At 61.2% G+C, this 26269-nt stretch carries 23 protein-coding genes and 1 tRNA gene; 10 read left to right on the top strand and 14 right to left on the bottom strand.

Going from position 1 to position 26269, the window contains the following annotated elements:
• Positions 1-83 precede the first annotated feature (83 nt).
• From RZE79_RS05745 to RZE79_RS05725, 5 genes are read left to right on the top strand one after another with little or no spacing between them, the layout of a single operon-like run.
• Complete coding sequence (locus RZE79_RS05745; RefSeq protein WP_319359379.1) at positions 84-1103, top strand: TRAP transporter substrate-binding protein; 1020 nt, start codon at positions 84-86, stop codon at positions 1101-1103.
• A 6-nt stretch (positions 1104-1109) separates the two neighbouring features.
• The gene (locus tag RZE79_RS05740; RefSeq protein WP_319359378.1) at positions 1110-3005 is read left to right on the top strand and encodes a TRAP transporter large permease subunit; all 1896 of its coding nucleotides are present in this window, start codon (positions 1110-1112) and stop codon (positions 3003-3005) included.
• Between the two features lie 37 nt (positions 3006-3042).
• Positions 3043-3582: a VOC family protein gene (locus RZE79_RS05735; protein WP_319359377.1), complete on the top strand. Its 540-nt coding sequence runs from the start codon at positions 3043-3045 to the stop codon at positions 3580-3582.
• Positions 3583-3584: 2 nt separating this feature from the next.
• Positions 3585-4853: a ribulose-bisphosphate carboxylase large subunit family protein gene (locus RZE79_RS05730; protein ID WP_319359376.1), complete on the top strand. Its 1269-nt coding sequence runs from the start codon at positions 3585-3587 to the stop codon at positions 4851-4853.
• Positions 4850-6178, top strand: a complete 1329-nt coding sequence (locus tag RZE79_RS05725; RefSeq protein ID WP_319359375.1) for a four-carbon acid sugar kinase family protein — start codon at positions 4850-4852, stop codon at positions 6176-6178. Before RZE79_RS05730 ends, RZE79_RS05725 begins: the two co-directional genes overlap by 4 nt.
• A 70-nt stretch (positions 6179-6248) precedes the next feature.
• On the opposite strand, the gene RZE79_RS05720 is transcribed toward RZE79_RS05725, so the two are convergent.
• The 7 genes from RZE79_RS05720 to RZE79_RS05690 form a co-directional block, all read right to left on the bottom strand.
• Positions 6249-6324: transfer RNA gene (locus tag RZE79_RS05720), tRNA-Thr, on the bottom strand.
• 56 nt (positions 6325-6380) lie between these two features.
• On the bottom strand, positions 6381-6959 hold the full coding sequence (locus RZE79_RS05715; protein WP_319359374.1) for a ClpXP protease specificity-enhancing factor: 579 nt from the start codon (positions 6957-6959) through the stop codon (positions 6381-6383).
• Between the two features lie 41 nt (positions 6960-7000).
• Positions 7001-7612, bottom strand: a complete 612-nt coding sequence (locus tag RZE79_RS05710; protein ID WP_056572661.1) for a glutathione S-transferase N-terminal domain-containing protein — start codon at positions 7610-7612, stop codon at positions 7001-7003.
• Between the two features lie 95 nt (positions 7613-7707).
• Positions 7708-8484, bottom strand: a complete 777-nt coding sequence (locus RZE79_RS05705) for a cytochrome c1 (RefSeq protein ID WP_159278399.1) — start codon at positions 8482-8484, stop codon at positions 7708-7710.
• Positions 8485-8520: 36 nt separating this feature from the next.
• Positions 8521-9957, bottom strand: a complete 1437-nt coding sequence (locus tag RZE79_RS05700) for a cytochrome bc complex cytochrome b subunit (RefSeq protein ID WP_101490964.1) — start codon at positions 9955-9957, stop codon at positions 8521-8523.
• Positions 9958-9971: 14 nt separating this feature from the next.
• Positions 9972-10589 (bottom strand): ubiquinol-cytochrome c reductase iron-sulfur subunit, encoded by a 618-nt coding sequence (gene petA / locus RZE79_RS05695; RefSeq protein WP_153280416.1) that lies wholly within the window; start codon positions 10587-10589, stop codon positions 9972-9974.
• 160 nt (positions 10590-10749) lie between these two features.
• Positions 10750-11511 (bottom strand): response regulator transcription factor, encoded by a 762-nt coding sequence (locus tag RZE79_RS05690; RefSeq protein ID WP_319359373.1) that lies wholly within the window; start codon positions 11509-11511, stop codon positions 10750-10752.
• Positions 11512-11991: 480 nt separating this feature from the next.
• Here RZE79_RS05690 and RZE79_RS05685 point away from each other — a divergent pair, with 480 nt between their 5' ends.
• From RZE79_RS05685 to RZE79_RS05675, 3 genes are all read left to right on the top strand, one after another.
• A complete protein-coding gene (locus RZE79_RS05685) occupies positions 11992-12300 on the top strand; it encodes a hypothetical protein (protein ID WP_319359372.1) in 309 nt (102 codons plus the stop codon).
• A gap of 134 nt (positions 12301-12434) precedes the next feature.
• Positions 12435-13052 carry a YjbF family lipoprotein gene (locus RZE79_RS05680; RefSeq protein ID WP_319359371.1) on the top strand — a complete coding sequence of 206 codons (618 nt, stop codon included), beginning with the start codon at positions 12435-12437 and terminating at the stop codon, positions 13050-13052.
• Complete coding sequence (locus tag RZE79_RS05675; RefSeq protein ID WP_319359370.1) at positions 13049-16105, top strand: YjbH domain-containing protein; 3057 nt, start codon at positions 13049-13051, stop codon at positions 16103-16105. Before RZE79_RS05680 ends, RZE79_RS05675 begins: the two co-directional genes overlap by 4 nt.
• A 103-nt stretch (positions 16106-16208) precedes the next feature.
• On the opposite strand, the gene RZE79_RS05670 is transcribed toward RZE79_RS05675, so the two are convergent.
• The gene (locus RZE79_RS05670; protein ID WP_319359369.1) at positions 16209-18212 is read right to left on the bottom strand and encodes a nucleoside-diphosphate sugar epimerase/dehydratase; all 2004 of its coding nucleotides are present in this window, start codon (positions 18210-18212) and stop codon (positions 16209-16211) included.
• Between the two features lie 450 nt (positions 18213-18662).
• On the opposite strand from RZE79_RS05670, the gene RZE79_RS05665 reads away from it, so the two are divergent.
• Positions 18663-19097: a low molecular weight protein-tyrosine-phosphatase gene (locus RZE79_RS05665; protein ID WP_319359368.1), complete on the top strand. Its 435-nt coding sequence runs from the start codon at positions 18663-18665 to the stop codon at positions 19095-19097.
• On the top strand, positions 19094-21355 hold the full coding sequence (locus tag RZE79_RS05660) for a polysaccharide biosynthesis tyrosine autokinase (RefSeq protein WP_319359367.1): 2262 nt from the start codon (positions 19094-19096) through the stop codon (positions 21353-21355). The genes RZE79_RS05665 and RZE79_RS05660 overlap by 4 nt, the downstream gene beginning before the upstream one ends.
• A gap of 69 nt (positions 21356-21424) precedes the next feature.
• Here the strand turns inward: RZE79_RS05660 and RZE79_RS05655 are convergent, their stop codons facing one another.
• Genes RZE79_RS05655 through wecB form a run of 6 tightly spaced genes read right to left on the bottom strand, consistent with a single transcriptional unit; the run spans position 21425 to position 26230 of the window.
• Entirely contained in the window at positions 21425-21784 is a 360-nt protein-coding gene (locus tag RZE79_RS05655) for a VanZ family protein (protein ID WP_319359366.1), read from the bottom strand.
• Positions 21785-21825: 41 nt separating this feature from the next.
• A complete protein-coding gene (locus RZE79_RS05650) occupies positions 21826-22404 on the bottom strand; it encodes an acetyltransferase (RefSeq protein WP_319359365.1) in 579 nt (192 codons plus the stop codon).
• Between the two features lie 14 nt (positions 22405-22418).
• The gene (locus RZE79_RS05645) at positions 22419-22979 is read right to left on the bottom strand and encodes a sugar transferase (protein WP_319359364.1); all 561 of its coding nucleotides are present in this window, start codon (positions 22977-22979) and stop codon (positions 22419-22421) included.
• On the bottom strand, positions 22963-23913 hold the full coding sequence (locus tag RZE79_RS05640; protein ID WP_319359363.1) for an SDR family oxidoreductase: 951 nt from the start codon (positions 23911-23913) through the stop codon (positions 22963-22965). Before RZE79_RS05640 ends, RZE79_RS05645 begins: the two co-directional genes overlap by 17 nt.
• Before the next feature lie 14 nt (positions 23914-23927).
• On the bottom strand, positions 23928-25169 hold the full coding sequence (locus tag RZE79_RS05635; RefSeq protein ID WP_319359362.1) for a glycosyltransferase family 4 protein: 1242 nt from the start codon (positions 25167-25169) through the stop codon (positions 23928-23930).
• Positions 25166-26230, bottom strand: a complete 1065-nt coding sequence (gene wecB / locus RZE79_RS05630; protein ID WP_319359361.1) for a non-hydrolyzing UDP-N-acetylglucosamine 2-epimerase — start codon at positions 26228-26230, stop codon at positions 25166-25168. Before wecB ends, RZE79_RS05635 begins: the two co-directional genes overlap by 4 nt.
• Positions 26231-26269: the final 39 nt, after the last annotated feature.

Below are 26269 nucleotides of genomic sequence, written 5' to 3'. Positions count from 1 at the left end.
TGCTTTTATCTTCGCTGTGGCCCGAATCCACCGATGCATCAGATTGCATCAAGCGCATTCCGAAGATCCTGGAGACAAAAGACATGACCTCGCTGACTCGCCGCAGTGCCTTGCGCACGCTTTCCGCCCTCCCCGCCGCCGGCATCGTGTCGGCCGTGCCGCGCATCGCGCGCGCTGCGGAGTTCTCGTACAAGTACGGCAACAACCTGCCGCTGAGCCATCCGCTGAACGTGCGCGCGCAGGAAGCCGCGAACCGCATCGCCAAGGAAACCAAGGGCCGGGTCGAGATCAAGATCTTTCCGAACAACCAGCTCGGTGGCGACACCGACATGCTTGCGCAGGTGCGCTCGGGCGGCATCGAGTTCTTCACGCCGTCGGCACTCGTCATCGCCACGCTCGTGCCGGTGGCCGCCATCAACGCGGTGGGCTTTGCATTCAACGACTACAGCCAGGTGTGGGCCGCAATGGACGGCAAGGTCGGCGCGCATGTGCGCGGTGCCATCGCCAAGTCGCGCCTCTATGCGTTCGAGAAGATGTGGGACAACGGCTTTCGCCAGACCACCAGCAGCAAGGCGGCCGTCGCGAATGCGAAGGAGATGGACGGCCTGAAGATCCGCGTGCCGGTGAGCCCGCTGTCGATCTCGATGTTCAAGGGCCTGGGCGCCGCGCCCGCGAGTCTGCAGTTCAGCGAGGTGTACTCCGCGCTGCAGACCAAGATCGTCGATGCGCAAGAAAATCCGCTGCCGATCATCCAGGTCGCCAAGCTGTTTGAGGTGCAGAAGTTCTGCTCGCTCACGAATCACATCTGGGACGGCTACTGGTTCATTGCCAACGGCCGCGCGTGGGACGCCTTGCCCGCCGACCTGAAGACCATCGTCGCGCGCGCCATCAACGACGCCGGCATGCAGCAGCGCGAAGACATCAAGAAGCTCAACGACTCCGTCGTCGGCGACCTGCAGGCCAAGGGCCTCACCATCAACCGCCCGACGGCCGACAGCTTCCGCGCCAAGCTGCGCGAATCGGGCTTCTACGGCGAGTGGAAGGGCCGCTTCGGTCCCGAGGCCTGGGCGCTGCTCGAAGGCACCGTCGGCAAGCTGGCTTGAGCGGTCATGGTGCATGAATCGACTTTCGAGGCCGCGCCGTTCACCGGTGCCAGGCCCTCGGCCAATGCGCTGAGCGGCATCGCCGGACGCGCCGACCGCGTGATAGGCGGCGCCGTCGAGGCCATGGCCGCACTGCTGGTGCTGGCGGAGATCTGCGTGCTGTTCGCGGGCGTGGTGTCGCGCTACGTGTTCCATGCGCCGCTGGTGTGGTCGGACGAGCTCGCGTCGATCCTCTTCCTCTGGCTCTCGATGCTGGGCGCCGTGGTCGCGCTGCGCCGCGGCGAGCACATGCGCATGACGGCGCTGCTGCAGAAGGTGACGCCTTCGACGCGCGCGATGCTCGATGCCTTCGCCATCGCCGCGTCGATCGCGTTCCTCGTGCTCATCGTCTGGCCGTCGATCGACTACGCCCACGAAGAGTCGTTCATCGTCACGCCCGCGCTGGAGATCAGCAACGCTTGGCGCGCCGCGGCCATTCCGACGGGCATCGGCATCATGCTGGTGATGGCGGTGCTGCGCCTCGTGCGCGTGTGCACCGGTCGGCAGATCGCCGTCGCAGTGCTCGGCATGGCCGCGCTGGTCGGCATCTTCTGGCTCGCCGCGCCGCTGTTCGCGACGCTCGGCAAGTTCAACCTCGTGATCTTCTTCGTGGTCGTGGTCGCCGCCACCGTGCTCTCGGGCGTGCCCATCGCGTTCTCGTTCGCTCTCGCCACCTTCGGCTACCTCGCGCTCACCACGCGCACGCCGCTGCTGGTGATGGTGGGGCGGCTCGATGAAGGCATGTCGCACCTGATCCTGCTCGCGGTGCCGCTCTTCATTTTCCTGGGCGCACTGATCGAGATGACGGGCATGGCGCGCGCCATGATCCAGTTTCTCGCGAGCCTGCTGGGCCATGTGCGCGGCGGACTCTCGTATGTGCTGATCGGCGCGATGTACCTGGTGTCGGGCATCTCGGGCTCCAAGATCGCCGACATGGCGGCCATTGCGCCCGTGCTGTTCCCCGAGATGGTCAAGCGCGGCGCCAAGCCCGGCGACCTGGTGGCGTTGCTCTCGGCCACCGGCGCGCAGACCGAGACCATTCCGCCGTCGATCGTGCTCATCACCATCGGCTCCGTCACGGGCATCTCGATTGCGGCGCTGTTCACAGGCGGCCTGCTGCCAGCCGTGGTCCTGGGCATAGCGCTGTGCGTGGTCGTGTGGTGGCGCTACCGCCGCGAAGACCTGAGCGGCGTGCAGCGCTACAGCAAGCGCGAAATCGGCAAGCTGCTGATGGTCGCGCTGCCCGCGGTGCTGCTGCCCTTCGTGATCCGCGCGGCCGTGGTCGAAGGCGTGGCCACGGCCACCGAGGTGTCGACCATCGGCATCGTGTATTCGGCGCTGGTCGGCCTCTTCGTGTACCGGCAGTTCGACTGGAAGCGTCTGAAGCCGATGCTGATCGACACCGCCTCGCTCTCGGGCGCGATCATCTTCATCGTCGGCTGCGCCACGGCCATGGCGTGGGGCCTCACGCAGTCGGGCTTCTCGCAGGACCTGGCCCGCATCATGGGCGCGCTGCCGGGCGGCGCGTACGGCTTCCTCGCCGTGTCGATCGTCGCGTTCATCGTGCTGGGCAGCGTGCTCGAAGGCATTCCGGCCATCGTGCTGTTCGGCCCGCTGCTCTTTCCCATCGCCAAGGCCGCGGGCGTGCACGAGGTGCACTACGCGATGGTCGTGATTTTCTCGATGGGCATCGGCCTGTTCGCGCCGCCGTTCGGCGTCGGCTACTACGGCGCGTGCGCCGTGAGCAAGGTCAACCCCGACGAGGGCATCCGCCACATCTGGGGCTACATCGCCGCGATGCTGGTGGGCCTCATCGTCGTGGCCGCCTTCCCGTGGTTCTCGACCGGCTTCCTCAAGTTCTGATCACAACAACACACTCACATCACCGGAGCCAATTGCAATGAGTCGATTCCTCGGCGAGATCCGCCAGCTGGGCTATGTCGTGCACGACATCGAAGCCGCCATGGACTACTGGAGCACCACGCTGGGCGTGGGCCCGTGGTTCTACAACCCCAAGGTGCCGATCAAGAACTACCGCTACAACGGCGAGGCGCACGAGCCGCACAACTCAGTGGCGCTCGCGAACTCGGGCTACGTGCAGGTCGAGCTCATCCAGACACGCAATGACGTGCCCTCGATGTACCGCAACTTCTTGCAGGCCGGTCGCACCGGACTGCAGCACGTCGCCTACTGGACCGCCGACTACGACGCCGACCTCGCGCGCCTCACCGCCCAAGGCTTCAAGCCGGTGATGAGCGGCGAGGTGGGCGAGCGCGGCCGCTTCATCTACTTCGATACCGAGTACCACCCGGGCACGGTGATCGAGCTGTCGGAAGTGGCAGGGCCGAAGGGCAAGATGTTCGACCTGATCCGCAGCGCCTCCGAAGGCTGGGACGGCAGCGAGCCCGTGCGGCCCTTCCCCGACCTGAGCAAGCTGTGACGATGGTTGCCGAACGCATCCGCGCGCGCTACCTGATCGAGACGCCGGTGGACCCGGCGGCCGTCGCCGAGGTGATGGCCGGCGAGCAGTCGTGCGGCACTTTCACGCGGGTCGAGGGCGAGACCGATGCGCTGCGCGAACGTGCGCGTGCGACGGTCGAGGCGATCACCGAGCTGGAACCCGTTGCATCACCGAGCCTGCCGAATGCACTGCTGGAGCGCAAAGGCACGCGGGGGCCGTGGCGGCGTGCGCATGTCGATATCTCGTTTCCCGTCGCGAACATCGGCGCCAACTTGCCGACGCTTGCGGCGACGGTGTCGGGCAATCTGTATGACCTCGGCGAAGTGACGGGGCTGCGGCTCGAATCGTTGCATGTGCCGTCGGCCTATCGCGCGCAGTTCGAGATGCCGCGCGTCGGCATCGCGGGCACGCGGCGCGCCACGGGTGTAGCGAGCGGCGCGCTGGTCGGCACGATCATCAAGCCGAACGTGGGGCTCTCCGCCGCGGAGACTGCTGCACTCGTTGAACGGCTCTGCGCCGCGGGCGTCGATTTCATCAAGGACGACGAGGTCTGCGCCGACCCCGCGCATGCGCCGCTCGCCGAACGCGTACCCGCCGTGATGGCGGTCGTGCGCGCACACCAGGAGCGCACCGGCAAGCACGTGATGGTGGCCTTCAACATCACCGACGAAACCGATGCGATGAAGCGCCACGCCGACCTCGTCGAGCGCGAAGGCGGCTCCTGCGTGATGGCCAGCCTCAACTGGTGCGGGCACTCGGGCATCCAGACGCTGCGGCGCCACACGGGCCTGGCGCTGCATGGCCACCGGAATGGTTATGGCGTGCTGTCGCGGCACCCGCTGCTGGGCATCTCGTTCCAGGCCTACCAGACGCTCTGGCGCCTCGCGGGCGTGGACCACATGCACGTACACGGCCTGCAGGGCAAGTTCTCGCAGCCCGACAGCGAAGTCATCGAGTCGGCGCGCGACTGCTTCACGCCGCTCACCGACGCGGCGGACGACCGCGTGATGCCCGCCTTTTCGTCGGGCCAGTGGGCGGGCACCGTGCCCGCCACCTGGGCCGCCATCGGCAGCGACGACCTGCTCTTCATGGCGGGCGGCGGCATCCTCGCGCATCCCGACGGCGCCGAGGCCGGCGTGACGAGCATCCGCCAGGCGTGGTCAGCGGCACGCGAAGGCACGACGTTGCAGGACGCTGCAAGGCACGCGCCCGAACTCTCGCGCGCCCTCGCCTTCTTCGGCAAGCCATGATGCAGGCCCCGGCCGTCGTCTACTACGGCGACGATTTCACCGGCGCGACCGACACGCTCGGCACCGCAGCACGCGCGGGCTTGCGCGCCTTGCTGTTCCTCAAGACGCCTGACGCCGCGCGGCTCGAGCGCGTGGGCCCGCTCGACGTGCTGGGCATCGCGGGTGCGGCACGCGCGATGACGCCGGAAGCGATGCGGGTCGAACTGGCCCCCGTCGCCGCGCTGTTCCGATCACTCGGCGCGCGCGTGCTGCACTACAAGACCTGCTCGACCTTCGACAGCGCACCGCACATCGGCTCGATCGGCGCTGCGGTGCGCGCCTTGCGCAGTGCGGTCGAAGCGCCTTGGACTGCGATCGTCGGCGGGCAACCCAACCTGGGTCGGCATTGCCTGTTCGGCAACCTGTTCGCCGCAGCGGGCGCGGGCGGCGAGGTGTTCCGCATCGACCGCCATCCGACGATGAGCCAGCACCCGGTGACGCCGATGCACGAGGCGGACTTGCGGCGGCATCTGGCCGGACAAGGTCTGGCCGACGTGCATTCCATTCCGTTCACGGCTGCGTCAAAGGGCAGCGATGCGCTCGAGGCTGCGCTGCAACGCGCGCTTCAGCCGCCCTCACCCGCTACGTCGCCCGACGCCGTGCTGTTCGACGTGGCCGATGCCGCGCAGCTCGCGGTCATCGGACAGGTGCTGTGGGCGCGGGCACGGCACCACACCTTGCTCGCGGTGGGCCCCAGCAGCGTGGTCGACGCGCTGGCGCCAGCGCTGGACTCACGCAACGGCACTGAGCTCGCGCAGCGTGTCGTGACGCCCGCGTCGGGCCCGGTGCTTGTGCTTGCGGGAAGCCTGTCGCCCGTCACGGCGCGGCAGGTCGCGGCGGCACGGTCCTTCGAGACCGTGTGGCTCGATGCGTCAGCGATGGCTCAGCGGAACGCCGCCACGCTGGAACGTCATGCACGAGACATCGCGAACGGGCTCGCCAACGGCCGCAACGTGCTGGCCTGCACCCGTCCGCTCGATCCGTTGCCGCTGACGCCCAGCATCGATGCCCAGGCCCTCGCGCGCGCCGGTGGCGAACTCCTGGCCCGCGTGCTGGCCCAGGTGCCGCTGCAACGCGTGGGCATTGCCGGCGGGGATACCTCGAGCCATGCGGTGCAGGCGCTCGACGCCTGGGGGCTTTCGTACGTGGCAGACATCGGCGCCGGCACCTCGTTGTGTCGCGTGCACAGCGACGACGCAGCGCTCGACGGCCTGGAGATCATGCTGAAGGGCGGGCAGATGGGCTCGGACGACGTGTTCGAGCGGCTGGTGCACAGCTCGCTCTAGACTGACGTCGAATTCCCTCTTGGGACAAAGAAAAAGCCCGGCAACGCAGGACGTTGTCGGGCTTTTTGTCTGGTGCCGCTTGTCGGAATCGAACTGACGACCTTCCGCTTACAAGGCGGGTGCTCTACCAATTGAGCTAAAGCGGCTGAAAAATAGTGGTGGCGAAGATTCTAAGCGGCCGGCCTCGAGGCCGACCGCGTCGTCACTTGACGCGCTTGAGCGACGGCCTGGCGCCGCCACCGGCCGGTGGACGCGGCGGCTCGTCGGTCGGGTCGGCAGGCTCTGAGCCCGCATCGACCGCCTCGTCGTCGTCCTCGCCCGTCACCAGATGGAACACCTTGCTGGCGTCGCCTTCGGTGCCGCGCGAGGCATCGCGCAGCGGCATGCGCGGCGCGCTGTTCGGCGATGAAGTGGCCCTGGCAGCGTCATTGCCACCATCGTCCAACGTGGCGGCCGGCACCGGTGCCGGAAATGCCATGCCCTGACCGTTTTCACGGGCGTAGATCGCGATCACGCGGCCGACCGGCACGCTGATTTCGCGCGCCGTGCCTGCGAAGCGGGCCTTGAACTCGATGAAGTCGTTGCCCAGCTTAAGCGAGCTGGTCGCGTCGAAGCTGATGTTCAGCACGATCTCGCCGTTCTTCACGTACTCGCGCGGCACCTGGACGGTGTCGTCGACCAGCACCGCGACATAGGGCGTGAACCCGTTGTCGGTGCACCACTCGTACAGCGCCCGGATGAGGTACGGGCGGGTGGAAGAGGACTCGAGCGCGTTGATCATGAAGGACGGCGAATGACGAGGAAAGCAAGCACGCAGCTTACTTACTTGCGCATGACCTTTTCAGACGGGGTCAGCGCTTCGATGTAGGCCGGGCGCGAGAAGATGCGCTCGGCGTACTTCAGCAGCGGTGCCGCGTTCTTGCTGAGGTCGATGCCGTAGTAGTCGAGACGCCACAGCAGCGGCGCGATGGCCACGTCGAGCATCGAGAAGTTGTCGCCCAGCATGTACTTGTTCTTGAGGAACACGGGTGCGAGCTGCGTGAGGCGGTCGCGGATGTGCGAGCGTGCCTTTTCGATGGCCTTGTCGTTGCCCTTGGTGGTGCGGTTCTCGAGCGTGGCCACATGCACGAACAGTTCCTTCTCGAAGTTGAGCAGGAACAGGCGCACGCGGGCGCGGTCGACCGGGTCGCCAGGCATCAGCTGCGGATGCGGAAAGCGCTCGTCGATGTACTCGTTGATGATGTTCGACTCGTACAGGATCAGGTCGCGCTCGACCAGAATCGGCACCTGGCCGTACGGATTCATCACGCTGATGTCTTCGGGCTTGTTGTAGAGATCGACGTCGCGGATCTCGAAATCCATGCCCTTTTCGAACAACACGAAGCGGCAACGGTGGGAGAAGGGGCAGGTCGTTCCTGAATACAAGACCATCATGGCGAGAGACTCCTAAAAATCAAAAAGAGTGGGTCGCCTGGGCAACCCACTCTGTGGGACCGGACGCACGAGGTGCCCGATCGGCGTGAACGGAATTACTTGACGTCTTTCCAGTACGAGGCGTTCAGTCGCCATACGAAAACCACCGACATGGCCAGGAACAGCAGCACCCAGACGCCGATGCGCACACGGGTGTTCTGCGCAGGCTCGGCCATCCACTGCAGGTAGCCGACGAGGTCGCCCACTGCGCTGTCGAACTGCACCGGGGTCAGCGTGCCCGGGGTCACTTGCTCCCACTTGCCCGAGAACACGTCGGTTGCATGGCCATGCTGCTCGACCTTGGTGTAGATCGGCAGGCGCTCGCCCTGCAGTTCCCACAGCGGGTTCGGCATGGCGACGCTCGGGAACAGCAGGTTGTTCCAGCCGGTAGCCTTGGTGTCGTCGCGGTAGAAGCTGCGCAGGAAGGTGTACAGGTAGTCGGGGCCCGTGCCGCCGTGGCCGGCGCGCGAACGTGCGACCAGCGTCAGGTCGGGCGGCGTGGTGCCGAACCATTCCTTGGCCTGGCGCGCGTCGATGTTGGCCTTCATGGTCTCGCCGACCTTGTCGGTCGTGAACAGAAGGTTGTCCTTGATCTGCTGCTCGCTGATGCCGATGTCCTGCAGGCGGTTGTAGCGCATGAAGGCGGCCGAGTGGCAGTTGAGGCAGTAGTTGACGAACAGCTTGGCGCCGTTCTGCAGTGCCGCCACGTCGGTGGTCTTGTTGGGCGACTTGTCCCACGCCAGACCGCCGGATTCGGCGGATGCGGCCGCGGAGAAGGTCAGGCCCAGAGCCAGACCCATGACAGCGAGCCAGCCGGAAATTCTTTTCTTCATCGTGTTTCTCTCAAGCTCTCTTGCATTTCTCGCGCATCAATGGGCGGCGAAGACCACGCGCTCGGGCACGGTCTTGAATTCACCCTTGCTGCTCCACCACGGCATCAGCAGGAAGAAGCCGAAGTAGAAGAGCGTGCCGATCTGCGAGATGGTCTGGGCGATGTCCAGGGCGAACGAGCCGATGACCAGGTTGCCCCAGACACCAGGTGCCTGGATGCCCAGGTAGCCCAGGATCAGGAACAGGAACACGAACACGCCGTAGACATACTTGTGCCAGCTCGGACGGTAGCGGATCGACTTGACTTCGCTGTGGTCGAGCCACGGCAGGAAGAACAGGATGATGACCGAGCCACCCATGATGACCACGCCCCAGAACTTGGCGTCGAAGGTCTTGAGCAGGAAGATCGCGACGGCAGCCACGACCACGGCGGCAATCTTGAGGCCCATGCCCGACTTGCCCTTGACGAAGTTCCAGATGGCGGCCGCCGCGATGATCAGTGCGAACACGTTGACCATGTCGTCGGTGGTGGCGCGCAGCATCGAATAGAACGGCGTGAAGTACCAGACCGGGGCGATGTGGTTCGGCGTCTTCAGCGAATCAGCCGGGATGAAGTTGTTGTACTCCAGGAAGTACCCACCGGCTTCAGGCGCGAAGAAGATCACGGCCGAGAAGATCGTGAGGAACACCACCACGCCGAAGATGTCGTGCACCGTGTAGTACGGGTGCGACGGGATGCCGTCGACCGGATGGCCGTCAGGACCGCGATTGGCCTTGATCTCGATGCCGTCGGGGTTGTTGGAACCCACTTCGTGCAGCGCGATCAGGTGGGCCACCACGAGGCCGAGCAGCACCAGCGGCACAGCGATGACGTGGAAGCTGAAGAAGCGGTTCAGCGTGGCATCGCTCACGACGTAGTCGCCGCGGATCAGCAGGGCCAGGTCAGGACCGATGAACGGGATGGCAGCGAACAGGTTCACGATGACCTGGGCACCCCAGTAAGACATCTGGCCCCACGGCAGCAGGTAGCCCATGAAAGCTTCGGCCATCAGGCACAGGAAGATCGCGCAACCGAACACCCAGATCAGCTCGCGCGGCTTGCGGTAGCTGCCGTACATGAGGCCGCGGAACATGTGCAGGTACACCACGATGAAGAACGCCGAGGCGCCCGTCGAGTGGATGTAGCGGATGAGCCAGCCCCACGGCACGTCGCGCATGATGTACTCGACCGATGCGAACGCCTGGTTCGCGTCGGGCTTGTAGTGCATCACGAGGAAGATGCCGGTCACGATCTGGATCACGAGGACCAGCATCGCGAGCGAGCCGAAGATGTACCAGAAGTTGAAATTCTTCGGTGCGTAGTACTTGCCCCACTGGTCGTTCCAGAGCTTGGTCAGCGGGAAGCGGTTGTCGACCCAGTTGAGCAGCTTCTCGCCTGCGGGGGCGTTGGGGGAAACTTCGTGAAATTCAGCCATGTTCGTGGTCTCCCTCAGGCCTTCTTGCTGTCGTCGCCGATGAGCAAGCGCGTGTCGGACAGGTACATGTGCGGAGGCACAGGAAGGTTGTCAGGAGCGGGCTTGTTCTTGAAGACGCGACCGGCGAGGTCGAACGTGGAACCGTGGCAAGGGCAGAGAAAGCCGCCCTCCCAGTCGTTCGGCAGCGAAGGTTGCGGACCGGCCTGCAGGCGGTCGACCGGCGAGCAGCCGAGGTGAGTACAGATGCCGACCACGACCAGCACATCGGGCTTGATCGAACGGTGGCCGTTCTGTGCGTACTTGGGCGTGAATTCGTCGGGGTGACGCTTGGAGAGCGGATCGGCGAGCTGGCCATCGAGCTTGGCGAGTTCGGCGACCTGGTCAGGGGTGCGCTTGAGAATCCAGACCGGCTTGCCGCGCCATTCGACGGTGATTTTTTCGCCGACCTTGAGGGCCGAGATGTCCACTTCGACCGCGGCGCCCGCGGCTTTTGCCTTTTCGGACGGCTGGAATGTGCTCACAAATGGGATTGCGGTGGCCACGCCGCCCGCTACGCCGGCACAGCTGGATGCGATCAACCACGTCCGCTTGCTTGTGTCGATCCGGGGCGAGCCGGAGGTCATGTCACTCATGGGGATCCTCTAAGTCTTCTTCGCTGGAGCAGGGGCTGACCTTTGCCACAGCAAGGTCAACCCGAGATTGTAGCGGGGCGCAAAAGGGTTTTTCAATGATTGCCGCGCGCCCGCAAGGCGCCGCAGCGCGTGCGCGACAGCGGGCCGCGACTCGCAGCGCTCAGCTCAGCAGCCCGTATTGGGTCGCTTGCCGCACGGCCTGGGTCCGCGACTTGACCGCCAGCTTGCGGTAGATCCGCTTGGCGTGGAACTCGACCGTGTTGATCGAAAGGCAGATCGCTTCGGCAATCTGCCGGTTGCTCCAGCCTTGCGCGATCAGCCGCAGCACATTGAGCTCCCGAGGTGACAGCAGCCCGGGAGCAGGCATCGGGGGCGAGACCGTGTCGCCGTCGCGCAGCGCGGACTCGACACCCTCCGGTTTCGCCGACGCCGCAATCAAGCCGAGGACGCGGCGCGCGACACGCGCATCGATCGGCGAACCGCCACGCTCGATCGAGCGCAGCAAGAAAGAGAGTTCTGCATCGTCGGTGCTCGTCAGCAGATAGCCGGAGGCCCCGGACGAGATCGCAGCCTCAACCAACTGGCCGTCGTCGCTCTTCGACATGGCGATGGCGTCGATCTGCGGGTAGGCGCGGCGCAGGTGCGACAGAAGTGCGACGCCACCGTCATCAGTCAGGTGCATGTCGACCAGCACCAGGTCGTAGGGCAACGCGGCCAGCAGATGGATCGCTTCCGCCTGCGTGGAGGCAACCACGACGCGACGACCCGGGGCCAGGTCGCACAGGAGGCGCCGCATGCGGTCGGCCAGGATCAGGTCGCTTTCGACGATCAGCGCACCGAAGAAGGCACGGCCCGAGGCGGCCAATCGCTCGATGGGTGCCGGCGCCGAATGCGCGCTGCTGACGGACTGGTGATTCATCATGAGCAGGCGCCTCCACGCGCGCCCTCTGTCGCGTCCGCGCACACCCGCACACCTCCCGCCACCCCGCCCTCAGACAATCGAATCACGCATATCCCCTTGTTGTGCCCCGCGGCATACCTTGAATGTCAACTTTCGTTTCGGGACATTGCAGGAACGATGCCTGAGGCCTACCAAGCAACTCGCCGCAACAGCGCTCGGGTCAGCACATTGATTTCATTGAAGAAATTCCGTGGCGACGACCGAGGCCCTCCTGCCCAAGGTACCCGCAGATCGCCGTCGTTACGGCCGCTTCGGACGGAACGTTACGTAGCATTGAGATACACATGCACCCGTCACATTCACCAGCAAGAATCGGGGCAATATTCAGTTACCGGGATACCGTGGCAAACGCCTCTTGCTCGAAGCCGAATTAGTTGCGGCACACTTCTGATGCTGCTAACCTCGACCCAAGAGCATAAAAAACCCTTTGAGAGGATCACTGTGAAGATGAACAAACTGGTTGCTACCGTCGCCCTTGCCACCCTGGCAATCTCGTCGGCTTTCGCCCAAACGCAGGTTACCCCTGCGACCCCAAGCAACAACACTCGCGCATTTGCACCCGGCCCCGCTGGCGCTCCGAGCGCAACCGCTGCTGGCCTTGGCGGCCTGACCCCCGTTCAATGGGGCGCTGTTGCAGGCACCGGCGCACTGATGGTTGCCCTTGGCAGCAGCAACAACGGCAACGGCGGCGGCGGCTTCTTCGTCCCTGGCACCGGCACCACCGGCACGGGCACTACCGGCACGCGTTAATGCTGGCTGCCCTCCTGAAAGGAGGGCATTCGCTGAAAAGTCCGCGCGTTGCTTCCGCCACGCGACTCTTAGAACGTTGCCTTTTGGCAACGTTTTGCTTGGGCGTTGGCGGTTGCTCCTCCGGAACCTCAGCCATGCTGGATTCGGCTCGCCTGCTCTATCGCGGTGAGTCTGCAGCAGCCCAGCTCGATTTCAATCCCAGCTATCGATACCTGAGAACCAGCGTCAATGGGCGCATCGTTTTCATGGTGCTCGGCTACATCGACCAACGCGCCGAAGGGCCCGTCGAGGTTTGGTACAGCGGCTCGGGTGAGGTGGTCCGCCTCCTGAATGGCCAGTTGGTCGGAACGACTGGCTTGTCAATCGACTGGCGCGACGTTCGACTCTCCAATCCGCCTGCTTGGCAAGCTCATGCTGCCAGCCCAGCACAGACCTACGTTCGAGAGCGCGACCTAATGCCCGGCTATCGCTTCGGCATCCGCGACGACATCGCGCGCACATCGATCGCTCCTCCTGCCGACAGCGCCCTTGCCGGCGCGTCCGCCAACTCCTTGCGTTGGTACGAAGAACGCAGTGTGTCCCGCCCTGCGGCGGCCTCCGTTCCTCCCGCACGCTTCGGCGTTTCGTTTGCTTCTGGCGCCCCCCAGGTCGTGTATTCGGAGCAATGTATTTCCCGCGACCTCTGCATGAGTTTCGAACAGTGGACACCCCCCGCACCAGCAGCCGCCACCGCGGCGCGCGCTGGTACATGAGCCCCCTCTTCCTGCAAGCCATCAGCCCCCCGCATTGGCCCCGTCGGACGGCCCTTGCCTGCGCGCTGATGGCGAGTCTTGGTGCACTGGCGGAGCCGTCGCAAAACACAACAACCGTCGAGCCTGCAAATGATGCCGAAGTGCGGCCTGGCGAACGACTGAGCACCTGGCTGCTGCGCCAACCGGAGGACACGGCGGCACCCGGGCTTGCATGGCGCGTGCCGCAAGAGCGGCTGGCCCAGCAGTTCCTGAAAAACACTTTGCTCGTGCGCCTCGAGGCGGCCAGCAGGCGCGCACCGCGCTCCGAGCAACTCGATCGACTGAAGCTCATCACGTGGCTGCAGAACCTCCCGATCACCGGTCGCGTCGCGCTGGGCATCGTGGACCCTCGCTGGCTGCAAGCGCACCCGGATCAAGATCCCGTGCTGTCGACCGGACAGCAGCTTGTTGCGTCACCCTCGCAACTGAAAACCATCGCGGTCGTACGGCCCGATGGCGAACTCTGCCATGTGGCACACGAAGCCGGCCGGACCGCCTGGGATTACGTCATCGCCTGTGCGCCCAATTCCACCCACGATTGGGCATGGGTGGCACAGCCCGACGGCCGGACGTCGCGCGTGGGCATCGCCCCGTGGAACGGCCACCCTTCTGACGAACCGGCTCCCGGCGCGTGGATCTGGGCAGCGCCGCGCGGCATGACCGAACTGGTCGACGCATCGGAAGGCATCATCAAGTTCCTTGCGACGCAAGGCCCGTCGCCCCAGGCAGCAACGCTGCGCGCAACCACTGCGGCGCTTGCGCCCGCCAAACCAGTCATCGCGACCAGTCACCCCGCTCTGCCGCCAGTGCCACCGGAAAGCATCATCTCCGTGCGCTCCGACACTTCGGCCCCGCAGTACAAAGCGCCGCGCGCAAGCAGCAACGACTGGGGCGAAACAGGTCTTCTCCAGACGCCCACGGCACGCATGGGCGAGGCCGGTGATTTCCGCACATCGATCAGCCACGTATCACCCTATACGCGACTGAACGTGATGTTCCAGCCACTGGACTGGCTGGAGGCCGGCTTTCGCTACACCTCCATCAGCAACCGCGCGTACGTCGCCAGCACCACAGGCCAAAGCAACAAGGACAAGAGCATCGACGTGAAGTTGCGGCTGCTGCGCGAATCCGCCTATGTGCCTCAGGTTGCGCTAGGCTTTCGCGACCTTGGCGGTACCGGCCTCTTTTCGGCCGAGTACCTGGTCGCCAACAAGCGTTACGGCGACCTCGACTTCAGCCTCGGCATCGGCTGGGGATATCTGGGCAACAGCGGAAACATCCGCAACCCCTTGCTAGCTTTGAGCAATCGTTTCAGAACGCGCACGGTGAGCTCCGCAACGGGCGGTGAAGCCAACTTCAACGCGTTCTTCCGAGGTCCAGCCTCCTTGTTCGGCGGCGTCGAATGGCGCACGCCCTGGGATCCGCTGACCGTCAAGCTCGAGTACGAGGGCAACAACTACAAGAACGAGCCCCAGCAGAACAACCAGGCTCAGCGCTCACCTTTCAACATCGGCCTGGAATATCGCTACTCGCCCGGCGTCGCCTTCACGGCCGGCCTGGAGCGCGGCAACAAAGTGATGGTGGGGCTGACCCTGTCCACCAACATGGCGAAGATGCGAGCCAGCAAGCCCGCAGACCCGCCTCCGCCCCGCTTCACGCCAGAGGCTCCGGCCAATCCACCCGGCTGGGCCTCCACCGCCGCGGAGATCCAGGCACGCACCGAATGGACTGTGCAACGCATCGCACCGCAAGGCGACAGCGCGCACGTGTGGATCACCGAAAGTCACACGGTGTACCGCGAGGCCCGTGTGCAGCAGGTCATTGCCGTCATGCATCGCGATGCTCCGGCGTCGATCAAGCAGTTCGTCCTTCATTACAACGAGCGTGGATTGGCACTCCACACGCAGGTTGTCGATCGCAGCGAGTGGGTGACGGCGCACTACCAGGCGCAGACGCCCGCAGAACTGCGCGCCACGGACCAGCGTGACTACGCCCCGCCGCGCGGCCGGACCGAAGATGGGCTCTATGTGCCGGCGTCGCCGCAGCGCACTCCCACCGACCCAACAGCCACCGCCGCCGCATCGCCCAGCGAGACGCCGGCCATGGCTCCTTGGGAGCGGCGCACAGAAAGACTCACCTTCGGCCTGACCCCGAGCTTCTCGCAGATCCTCGGCGGCCCCGATGCCTTCCTGCTCTACCAACTCGGCGTTTCGGCCACTGCGGAATACCGTTTCACACCAAGCACCTGGGTCAACGCCGCGCTGAACTGGCGCCTGGTCGACAACTTCGACAAGTTCACCTACACGGCGCCCAGCAACCTCCCCCGCGTGCGAACCTACCAGCGCGAGTACGCGACGACCAAGCGGCTGACGATGCCAGTGTTTCAGCTGACCCACGTGGGCCGGCTGAACGAAGACCAGTACTACAGCGTCTACGGCGGCGCGCTCGAGTCGATGTTTGCCGGCGTCGGCGCCGAGTGGCTCTACCGCCCGTGGCGCAGCAAGTTCGCCTTTGGCATCGACGTCAACCATGTGCGTCAGCGAGACTTCGCTCAGGATTTGGGTCTGCGCGATTACAAGGTCAACACCGGCCACGCCACGCTCTATTGGGACACCGGTTGGAACGGCGTGCAGGCCAGAATCAGCGCTGGTCAATATCTTGCAGGCGACCGTGGCGTCACGCTCGACATCAGCCGTCGCTTCGACAACGGCGTGACGATCGGCGCCTGGGCGACCAAGACCAACGTCTCTGCGGCACAGTTCGGCGAAGGCAGTTTCGACAAGGGCATCTACGTCTCCATCCCCTTCGACGCACTGCTGCCGCGCTCGAGCAAGTTCACTGCGAACTTTGCCTGGGCGCCATTGATACGCGACGGCGGCGCCAAGCTGGGGCGGATCAATCCGCTGTTCGAGATGACCTCGATACGGGACCCGAAGGCCTTCAGCTTCTCACCGCCCGACGACAAGACACCCAAGGCCGGGGACAACATCCTCGACTTCAAGCGAGCGCAATAGGCGACGCTTGCTGAAAACAAAAGAGCCCCGATCCGGGGCCCTTGATTTCAGCACTATCCCCGATGGATCGGGGGGGGGGAAAGAACGAAGCGGTTCTCTCGAATCAGATTGCAACGGCAATTGGATTTGGCGCGGATGGCTGATCGGCCTCGCCCACTTGTGCAGCGCCGGCAGCCGCTGCAAGCGGCAGAGCCCGATCACGCACGCGGTGACGCTCCATGTGCACCCAATCCACCACTTCCGCGTGGGGCCGATAGCCAGGCAGCATCTGCGTCAGCGTCCGCTTCAGCATCGGCACATCGCTGCTTTCGAGTGCCGCATTCAGCGTCTCGAACTGGCGCCAAAGTTCATTCCAAGGCAGGCAGGGATCGTGCGCCTTCATGACACGAGGATGCGCCGTAGGCATCGCGCTGTCACCAATCAGGAGCTCTTCGTAGAGCTTCTCTCCAGGTCGTAACCCAGTCACCTGCAACTCAATATCGCCGTCCGGCGAATGCTCGTCGCGAACTGTGCGCCCCGAAAGCTCTACCAGCCGGCGAGCGAGGTCAATGATCCTCACGGGCTCGCCCATGTCGAGCACGAAGACATCGCCACCCTGAGCCATTGCGCCCGCCTGAATCACCAACTGAGCAGCTTCAGGGATGGTCATGAAATAGCGCGTGATGTCCGCATGCGTGAGCGTGATCGGGCCGCCCGCCTCGATCTGCTTGCGGAACAACGGCACCACAGAACCGCTTGAGCCCAGCACATTGCCGAAGCGGACCATCGAGAAACAAGTGTCCGAGCTCTGCTGCGCCAGCCCCTGCAGCGCCATTTCTGCGACACGCTTACTCGCCCCCATGATGTTCGTCGGCCGCACGGCCTTGTCGGTGCTGATCAGGACAAAGTTGGGAACCTTGCACTCCATGGCGATCCGCGCCGTTGTGAGCGTACCTATCGCGTTGTTTCGCACACCCTCTGCCGGGTTGTGCTCGACGAGCGGCACATGCTTGTATGCCGCCGCGTGATAGACCGTGTCAGGACGCCAGGCGCGCATCACTTCGCGCAGCCGCGCCGCATCGCATACCGAAGCGAGCAACGGGATGACACGCACGGTCGGTGCCAGCTGCTCCAACTCCTGATGGATGCCATAGAGCGCGTACTCGCTCAATTCCACGAGCAATAGCGTTGAAGGCGACAGCTGAACAATCTGCCGGCACAACTCACTGCCGATGGAGCCACCAGCACCAGTGACCAGCACCACTTGACCACGGACGTGCTTGTGGAGCAGATCTGCCACCGGCTCGACCGGATCACGCCCCAGCAAGTCCTCGATGTCGACTTCGACCAGATCATTGACCTGGACCTTGCCGTTGGCCAGATCGAGCAACCCCGGGAGCATCCGTACATGCAGATGCAATGGCAACAACTGGTTCAAAATTTCAACGCGGCGCCCGCGACTGGCCGAGGGCATCGCCAAGAGCACGTCGGTGATGCCCCAAGTGGCGGCGTTGTCGCTCAGCCACTCCGAGGACTGAATGCGCAGACCGTTGATCGTGTTGCCTTGGAGATGCGAGTCATCGTCAACGAAAGCGCGGACGACCATGTCCCGGCTTTGGGCCAACGCAGCGGCCAACTGCAAACCCGCGCTACCGGCACCGTAGATCACAACCTGAGGCAATTGCTTACGCTGCAAAGCACTCATGTAGAGACCACCCAGCCAATAGCGCGCAAACATGCGCGAGCCGGCGATGGCCAAGAACAGGAGCAACGGCACCAGCAAACCGACCGTGCGCGGCACTCCTCGCACGCCGACCACCGAGAAGATCAACGCATAGCCGAGGCCGAACAACACGCACGCGCGCACGATGGCCATGACTGCAGCCGTGCCGGCATATCGAAAGATGGCTCGGTAGAGCCCAAACACCACAAAGAGAGGGAGCGCAAGGGCTACAGCGACCGCGACGGCTGACCACTGAACGCCACGCGGCGTCATCCACTGCTCGAAACGAAAGCTGAATGCCAACCAGACACACAGGACGCAGAGCATTGCATCCACCCCGAGAGCCAGCATGCGCTTAATAGGGCGCGGCAAAGCAAGCAAGGGCGTAGCCAGACGATTGATCACACTGAAAACTCCTGCGACGCTTGGGGCGCGCCGCGCTGCAACAATTGTCCGTGAAGGGTACCCACCCCTCCCCCCCAATTCAGGGTATTCGCGACACTCATAATGTCATTTTTTGTATCTTTTGCATCGACATGACTTTGGTCATAGACGCGCTGATAGCGCTACGGGGTCAGCTGTCCGTTGGCAGCCATGACCGATTCGAGCCTAGAACGCCTGAAGCTTGAACACATCCGCGAGGCTGTGGCCGCCAATGCCCTGACTACAATGCCACGGGCGTGCCCAACCATCCTTCGGCCCTCTACCCTAGTTAGATGGTGCGATCCAAAACGAAGAACAAATGGTGAGGACATTTCTGAATGACATGCGATTCATGCCGGACATGAAGCACGCGGCACGCAATACGTTGAGTCTGACAACAGAGGCACAAGCCTTCGCAGGGAGCCAAGTCTCATGAAATCTGTTCTGGTGGTATGCATTGGCAACATTTGCCGTAGCCCGATGGGGGAAGCATTGATTGCTGCAGCGTTGCCGCAGATTCAAGTCACGTCAGCGGGAACTGGAGCCTTGGTGGGACACCAAGCGGATCCGATCGCACGCAAACTCATGGCCGAACGCGGCATCGACATCGAGGCCCACCGGGCGCGCCAACTTACAGCGCAAATGTGCCAGCAGGCTGACCTCATTCTTGCGATGGACGAAGCCCAGCGCATTCACATCGGGCAGCGGCATCCATTGACCCGGGGCAAGTTGTTTCGCTTGGGCGAAGTTGCGCGCCTTGACATTCCCGATCCTTACCGCATGGGCCGCCCGGCCTTCGAGCACGCCCTGCAACTTATCGCCGACGGCGCCCAAGCTTGGGCTGAACGCATCCGCAAACTCTCATGACTTCTTCTGCTTCCACTTCGGCTCCTTCCGCCGCACTCGCGCGCGACGATGACAACGATGCAATTCACCTCTCCGAGTACTTCGATATCTTGCTCGACCGAAAGTGGCTGGTGGCAGGCGTTACCGCCGTCGCCCTCGCCATCGGTACGGCCTATGCGCTCCTGGCTACGCCGATCTATCAATCCAATCTTTTGATTCAGGTCGAAGACTCCGCTCCAGACGCCAAGAACTTTCTTGGTGACACCGCGAATCTCTTCGATGTAAAGACACCGGCCACGGGCGAAATCCAGATCATTCGTTCGCGAATGGTCATCGGAGGCGCCATCGAAGCAAAGCAGCTGTACATCGATGCGCAGCCCCGCTATTTGCCATTTGTCGGCGAATGGCTCGCCAGGCGCGCCAAGGAACTGTCGAGCCCAGGCTTTCTTGGCATGGGGGGCTATGTTTCCGGCACCGAAGCAGTCAACATTGCCAAGTTCGACGTGCCTTCCACGTTCGAAGACCAGAAGCCCTTCACGATCACCACGCTGGCCGGCGATCAATACACACTGACCCATCCCGATCTCGCCGAACCATTGACCGGCACTGTCGGCAAGGTGCTCAATCAGCAGATTCCCGAAGGAGCAATCACGTTGGTGGTATCGCGGCTCGACGGCAAGCCCGGCGCTGAATTTCTGGTCTCGCGTGCATCGTTGCTCAGCACGATCGAAGATCTGCAGAAGCGCCTCCAACTGGGAGAGCAGGGCAAACAGTCAAACGTGATCAGTGTTTCGCTTGAAGATAGCGACCGCGATCGCCTCCGTAGCACACTCAATGAGATCGGAGCACAGTACGTTCGCCAGAATGTGGAGCGCAAAGCTGCCGAAGCGGAAAAAACCATTGAGTTTCTTGATAAACAATTGCCCGAGTTCAAGCAGCAGCTCGAAGACTCGGAAGACGCGTACGCACGCTTTCGCAACCAGAACGGCACCGTCGCTTTCGATGAAGAGGCCAAGGCTGCTCTGACCATGTCAGTACAGCTGCAGACCAAGCTGCTGGAATCCCAACAACTGCGACGCGAACTGCTTTCGCGTTTCACGGAGAGCAATCCCAAGGTCCGAATGATCGACGGCCAGATCGCGGCCATTCGCCATGAGATTGAGGGCCTCGAGACCCGTGTCAGTGCCATGCCGGCTGTTCAACGTGACGCCTTGCGGCTCGAGCGCGATGTGCGCGTCAATGGTGAGCTCTACAAGTCGCTGCTCAATAGTTCACTGCAACTGCGCCTTGTAAAGGAGGGCAAGATCGGCAACGTACGACTGCTCGATACCGCTGTCGAACCGAAGAAGGCCGTCAAACCGCAGAAATCACTGGTTGTCGCGCTTTCTCTAGTGCTTGGGTTGCTGGCGGGTGTGGCATTTGCCATTGTCCGAAGCAAGCTTTCGAGCGGCATCCAGAACCCTCAAGAAATCGAGGAGCGTCTCGGCCTCAACGTCTATTCCGTTGTGCCACTGGCGCTCGAGCAGGAAACGCTTCTGGAGCATATTGCAGGCGGCGCGAAGGGTGTGCAATTGCTGGCCGTGACGTCCCCCGAGAGCCTTGCCATCGAGAGCCTGCGTAATCTACGTGTTTCCCTGCAACTGACTTTGATGGAGACCGGAAACAACCGTGTGCTGATCACGGGCGCTACGCCTGGCGTGGGCAAGAGCTTCGTCTCCGGCAATTTCGCCGTCATCATGGCGCAAGCCGGTAAGCGTGTTCTGTTGATCGATGCCGACCTACGTAAAGGTCATCTTCAAAAAGCCTTCGGGTTGCCACGTAAGGGCGGCTTGGCGGACGTGCTGTCAGGCGAGATGACGCCCGAGCAAGCGATTCATGCTCAAGTCGTCCCGAACCTGGACGTCCTGACCACGGGCGCCTACCCGTTCAATCCCGCCAACATGATGCTGTCGTCAGCGCTTGGCGAGTTGCTGGACGCTTTCTCGGAACGCTACGACCTGGTGGTGATCGACAGCCCGCCGGTGCTGGTGGCCGCCGATGCCGCTGCAGTCGCTGCGCATGCAGGTGCTGTGCTGCTGGTCGCTCGCGACAACCTGACCCAGTTGGGTGAATTGAGCGAGAGCGTCAAGCGCCTTGCGCATGCTGGCCAGCAAGTCAACGGCGTGGTCTTCAATGGCATGGACCTCTCGCGCAGGCACTATGGCAGCTATGGCTACAAGTACGGTGGCTACCGCTACACCGAATACAAGTACAAAGAAGCTGGGGTGGCCTCGGAATAACTAGCATGACGCTGCAAAGGAGCCGCTCTCCATCGAGCCTCTTCAGCGGGCCTCTGCAACGCACGAAAGTCAGCGACCGATTTGTCGCTGAGCCAGCCACCACGTCAGCCGCGCGAGCATTTCCCCAACAATCAGGCCTAGGCCATCTGCCCAGAGGTCGCTCCATTCAGCGTATCGATCAGGTGTGAAAGACTGCAATATCTCGATGAGTGCGCCGTAGGCCAGCAAGCTAGGCAGCAGCAGCCAAAAGCGCCTCGGCCACGCCTTGTGTGCCAGGAAGGCCAATGTTGCAAAGGCCAGGACATGATTGCTCTTGTCCCAGCCGGTGCTAGGCATGGGGGTCGAGGGAGGCGCGAGCGACAGCGCAAGAATCGCACAAACACAGGCCCAGAAAGCCCAAGCCGATAGCAAAGCGATCTTCGACTTCACCTGCTTACGCTCTCTCGGGCTCGGGCAGTACAGCGACCACCTCAGGCATCAACCACTTCGCCCGCTCGCAGCACGCCCCCAGCAGGAACCTTGACACCATAAGCGAGCGCTGAGCCCACAGGCATCCACGCCGAACGCCCGAGCACACTGCCCCCCGCCATGCCCGCATTGACACCGAGATGGCCGAATGACTCCACCACGCAGTCATGATCGACAACGGCGCCACAGTTGACGATCACGCCCTCACCAAGCTCAGCTCCTGTTCCTACGATAGCGCCGGCCATGATTGCACTGCCCTTCCCGATGGTGGCTGTGGGCGACACGATGGCTGTCGGATGAACCACCATCGCCAGCGGCAATCCCTGTGCCTTTACTTGCTGATGCAAGGCCTCACGCAATGCGTTATTGCCGATCGCCACAATCACCGTATCGATTCGGCCACGGCAGTCGGCCAGCGTTGCCGTTGTGCCCCAGACCGGGCAACCCCATAAATGATGCTGCTGCGGCTCGGCCGCGTCATCCAGAAATGCCGTCAATGCATAGTCCTGCCCGAGCAATGCGGCCTCCGCAACGGAACGGCCGTGGCCGCCCGCCCCAATGATCAGCAAGCGCTTTTTCAACTGCTCTCCCATATTCAGTGCGTCACGCCTTCGCGCCTCAGCACCTTGACGAAGGTAAGCCACAGGATGCGGATATCAAACCAGAACGAGCGACGCTGAAGATATTCGACGTCAAGCTGCACCTTTGCCGGAATGGGCAACTCATCGCGCCCGTTTACTTGTGCCCAGCCCGTGAGACCGGGCACCAGTACATGGACCCCATGCTGCGTCCGCAGGTCGATCAAATCCTGCTGATTGAAGAGCGCCGGGCGAGGCCCAACAAAACTCATATCGCCCACCAAAATGCTCCAGAGTTGGGGCAATTCGTCGAGGCTACTCTTGCGCAAAAAAGCCCCTATGGGCGTTAAATGCGCCAGCGGGTCCGAGAGCAGATGTGTTGCTAGGGCGGGTGTGCCAACGCGCATGCTGCGAAACTTTGGCATTTTGAATATTTTATTATTCCTGCCGACCCTCTCCGACCAGTAGATCATTGGCCCATGAGAAGTGAATCGCACAGCCAATCCTAAAATTATAAAAATAAACAAAAAAAACAAAATAAAAAACAGCGCCCCAAGAAAATCAAACGCGCGCTTCATCATTCAATCCTTCGGCCATTTGCCTAAAACTCTCATCCAAAGAATATGGCGGCATCCACTCCAAAATTTCACAAGTATTATCGATGTTGACTTGCAAGTTGCCGCAAATCTTTTGAATTACCCCCTTCTTTCCAGCCATGGCGCCGGCTAGCTCCAGCCACTTCACAGGCACAGGAAGAAGTCGGGCTGGATGACCGAGCGCATCTCCCAGCCTCCGAAGCAATTGCGTTGTGGAAATATCCTCCCGATCGCCGGCCAAAAATGTTTGATTCGCCGCAGCCGGGTGCTCGATGCACCGTCGAATAAGACTTACCAAATTTCCAATAGAAACAAGCGTTCGTTGGTTGTATACAGCCCCAAATGGCAAAGGCACATTCTTTCTTAAAGCCGAGAGCAGTCGACGGAAATTACCTGGGGCCTGTGCCCCGTAGACCAGCGGCGGCCGAATTACAACAATTTCCATCATGTTTTTTTTGCCGAACTCAAAAAGCTGTTTTTCGGCCTCCCACTTCGAAATGGCATACGCCTCCAAAGGGGAGACCATATCATCAAATCTAAATGGCTCACGACTCGTATTCCCATGAACACCAATTGAACTAATAAATAAAAATCGCCGAACTCCCGCCTGTTCGGCTTGCCTTGCCAGTCGCATGGTGCCTTCAACGTTCACTTGTCGAAATTCCTCAAGCGGCTCTTTTGCCTTATCGCGCACCACGTGTGCTCGCGCCGCCAAATGCACAACAGCGTTTACGTTTTCTAGCACTGGCGCCCAGTCTGTGTCTGCATCGATAGACCCCATTACGGAGTAATGGTCAAGGTTATTTTTGTTCTCGGCATCGCGCCCCGCTCCAATAACTTCATAGCCATTGCTTAACAGTTCGCTCGCCACATTTCTACCAATAAAACCATTCACTCCAGTAATCAAGCATCTCATAATCCTAATTACTCCTAATTAATTAGATCGAGATAGGCGCGCGCCAGACTCGCGTAATCATGATGGGCTAACACATAAGAGCGTCCCTTCCTACCCATTTCCTTTCGTTGCAGCCGAGAAAGAGAAAATATCTTATGCATCGCATTCGCCACATCGTCAGCGCTGCCGGGTTCAGCCGAAAATCCACAACCCGCCTCTGCAACTGGGTCATTCCCTGCTTTAACGGCAAAAATCACGGGCAACTCGGCCAACATATAATCAAACAATTTATTTGGACTAATTCCAAATCTAAAAATAGCCTCTGGGCGGAGAGAAATATATCCCGCGTCGACCACCTGCATCAATCGCATTACAGATTTCTTTGGGATCTGGTCGAACATTTCAACTTCTTGGGATAGGTCGCAATCCCGAATCTTCTGCTTCAGTTCAGCCGCTTGCTCGCCACGCCCAACGATAATTGATTTTATTCCGCAAATTCCCCGACGTTTTAGAATATTAATTGCCTCTATCAGAGACTCAAGATGATTCGGACGCCCCAATGCACCGGCATATAAAAATACGACATCTCCGTTCAAGGACCATTCTTTTGCTAGGGCGATGCATTCATGATCGACATCTGAGTGGATAGCCTCTTCGGCCTCAATGCCATTAGGAATATAGCTCCATCTATCTACGGAAATTCCGCGACCGGCCATATGAGAAAAGGTATTAGGCAGCAAAGAGACGACGTGGTCGGCTTTTTTGTATGCGAAGCGCTCGATCCACCCTGTCAAGATAATCAATGGATGGAACCGCGAAACTCCAGCCAACTCCACCAAGCTAAGAGGCCATAGATCTCGAACCTCGAAGATTGAGCTTGCCCTATATTTTTTCGCGACAAAATGAGTAGCCAAAAATATATACGGATGAGGACTTGATGCAACCAGCACGTCCGGCTTTCCATATTTCTCAATATAGTCGGCAGAATTCCTAAAAAAATTCCAAGAAAACCTCAGCATGTTCCACAAGCGCCCAAATCCGTTACCCGAATAGCTAGGGCACTTAACGAAGCAGTAAGGCACTTTTCCAACTAGGAGCTCCCCCTCAGCCTGGGGCGCGTCGAGAAGGTGGTGATACGAACTCGAAAAGACTGTCGCCTCGTGTCCGCTTTGAATCCAATTTTTGGCTAGGAAATAGGGCCGACTATAGCGACCGATCCCTGGCCCTCCGGCATACGGGTGCACATACCAGATGACCCTATTCTTTGTGGAAATCATCGCTCCAAAAGCTCCACGATCTGCTGAGAAGCTGTACCTCCTCCATATAGATCTTGTTCGTCCCGAACTGGCCGGCCAAGATTTTCTTTGGCAACCGAGACAATAATCTCAACGTCGGCAGGAACCAGTCTATTTGCACCTATCTCGATCAATTCCACCCATTCAGTCTGATCTCTTATAGTTAGGCAATATTTACCGAAAAAGAATGCTTCTTTTTGGAGCCCTCCGCTATCAGTCAAGACCAGACTGCAACGCTGCAACAAATTAATCATTTCCAGATAACCGAGTGGATCAATTGTTGTCGCCTCCAGAGAAAGGCCTAATTTTGTGATGGCAGCCCGAGTTCTAGGATGCAAGGGAATTACTACTGGAGCGGTTTTTCGATGCAGTTCGTTTAAGGCCAAGACGATTTCGGTCAGCCGCAAAGCATCGTCGGTATTTTCCGCACGATGAATAGTCGCCAAGATGAACTGCTTACCATCTGAAAGATTGGCATCGACGTTCTTAGCGATTTTTGAAAAAAACAGTGCTGAATCTTGCATAACGTCCCCGACCTTGTGGATCTGAGCTCGTTTATTTAAAAACCCTTCACTCTCTAGGTTTTGCACCGCAGCATCTGTTGGGCAAAAAAGAAGATCACTCAGTTGATCGGTCAGAATTCTATTGATTTCTTCTGGCATCAACATGTTAAAACTACGGAGTCCAGCTTCCACATGGGCAACAGGTGTGTGCAACTTCGCGGCAGCGAGCGCTCCAGCCAATGTGGAGTTTGTGTCACCATATACCAAAACGCGATCGGGCTTTTCGGCCAAGATAATGCGCTCAATCTCTATCAACATGCGCCCGGTCATGGCTCCGTGGGAGCCGCCGCCAGTACTCAACTGGTGATTCGGCCGAGGAATCTTTAGTTGATCAAAAAATATTTCAGACATATTTTGATCAAAATGCTGGCCTGTATGCACAATCACTTCACTCAATACTTTACTTTCCGAAATCGCTTTAGAAACCACGCTAGCCTTGATAAATTGCGGGCGAGCGCCGATCACAGTCAATATTTTCATTAGTCTAAATCAGTAGAGTTTGAGGATTTTTTTGGAATT

The organism is Variovorax sp. EBFNA2, from assembly GCF_033802765.1.
Taxonomy (GTDB): Bacteria; Pseudomonadota; Gammaproteobacteria; order Burkholderiales; family Burkholderiaceae_C; genus Variovorax; species Variovorax paradoxus_H.
The sequence above is the reverse complement of the archived record's forward strand: the minus strand, read 5'-3'. Positions and strand labels throughout refer to the sequence as shown.

What these genes read in the sequence shown, in the direction of transcription:
- RZE79_RS05725 (WP_319359375.1), top strand. Translation starts at nt 4,850, where the DNA reads ATGATGCAGGCCCCGGCCGTCGTCTACTACGGCGACGATTTCACCGGC.
- RZE79_RS05705 (WP_159278399.1), bottom strand. Translation starts at nt 8,484, where the DNA reads ATGAAGAAAAGAATTTCCGGCTGGCTCGCTGTCATGGGTCTGGCTCTG.
- wecB (WP_319359361.1), bottom strand. Translation starts at nt 26,230, where the DNA reads ATGAAAATATTGACTGTGATCGGCGCTCGCCCGCAATTTATCAAGGCT.
- RZE79_RS05645 (WP_319359364.1), bottom strand. Translation starts at nt 22,979, where the DNA reads ATGAAGCGCGCGTTTGATTTTCTTGGGGCGCTGTTTTTTATTTTGTTT.
- RZE79_RS05745 (WP_319359379.1), top strand. Translation starts at nt 84, where the DNA reads ATGACCTCGCTGACTCGCCGCAGTGCCTTGCGCACGCTTTCCGCCCTC.
- RZE79_RS05700 (WP_101490964.1), bottom strand. Translation starts at nt 9,957, where the DNA reads ATGGCTGAATTTCACGAAGTTTCCCCCAACGCCCCCGCAGGCGAGAAG.
- RZE79_RS05710 (WP_056572661.1), bottom strand. Translation starts at nt 7,612, where the DNA reads ATGATGGTCTTGTATTCAGGAACGACCTGCCCCTTCTCCCACCGTTGC.
- RZE79_RS05715 (WP_319359374.1), bottom strand. Translation starts at nt 6,959, where the DNA reads ATGATCAACGCGCTCGAGTCCTCTTCCACCCGCCCGTACCTCATCCGG.
- RZE79_RS05740 (WP_319359378.1), top strand. Translation starts at nt 1,110, where the DNA reads ATGGTGCATGAATCGACTTTCGAGGCCGCGCCGTTCACCGGTGCCAGG.
- petA (WP_153280416.1), bottom strand. Translation starts at nt 10,589, where the DNA reads ATGAGTGACATGACCTCCGGCTCGCCCCGGATCGACACAAGCAAGCGG.
- RZE79_RS05675 (WP_319359370.1), top strand. Translation starts at nt 13,049, where the DNA reads ATGAGCCCCCTCTTCCTGCAAGCCATCAGCCCCCCGCATTGGCCCCGT.
- RZE79_RS05730 (WP_319359376.1), top strand. Translation starts at nt 3,585, where the DNA reads ATGGTTGCCGAACGCATCCGCGCGCGCTACCTGATCGAGACGCCGGTG.
- RZE79_RS05665 (WP_319359368.1), top strand. Translation starts at nt 18,663, where the DNA reads ATGAAATCTGTTCTGGTGGTATGCATTGGCAACATTTGCCGTAGCCCG.
- RZE79_RS05660 (WP_319359367.1), top strand. Translation starts at nt 19,094, where the DNA reads ATGACTTCTTCTGCTTCCACTTCGGCTCCTTCCGCCGCACTCGCGCGC.
- RZE79_RS05640 (WP_319359363.1), bottom strand. Translation starts at nt 23,913, where the DNA reads ATGAGATGCTTGATTACTGGAGTGAATGGTTTTATTGGTAGAAATGTG.
- RZE79_RS05690 (WP_319359373.1), bottom strand. Translation starts at nt 11,511, where the DNA reads ATGATGAATCACCAGTCCGTCAGCAGCGCGCATTCGGCGCCGGCACCC.
- RZE79_RS05635 (WP_319359362.1), bottom strand. Translation starts at nt 25,169, where the DNA reads ATGATTTCCACAAAGAATAGGGTCATCTGGTATGTGCACCCGTATGCC.
- RZE79_RS05735 (WP_319359377.1), top strand. Translation starts at nt 3,043, where the DNA reads ATGAGTCGATTCCTCGGCGAGATCCGCCAGCTGGGCTATGTCGTGCAC.
- RZE79_RS05680 (WP_319359371.1), top strand. Translation starts at nt 12,435, where the DNA reads ATGCTGGATTCGGCTCGCCTGCTCTATCGCGGTGAGTCTGCAGCAGCC.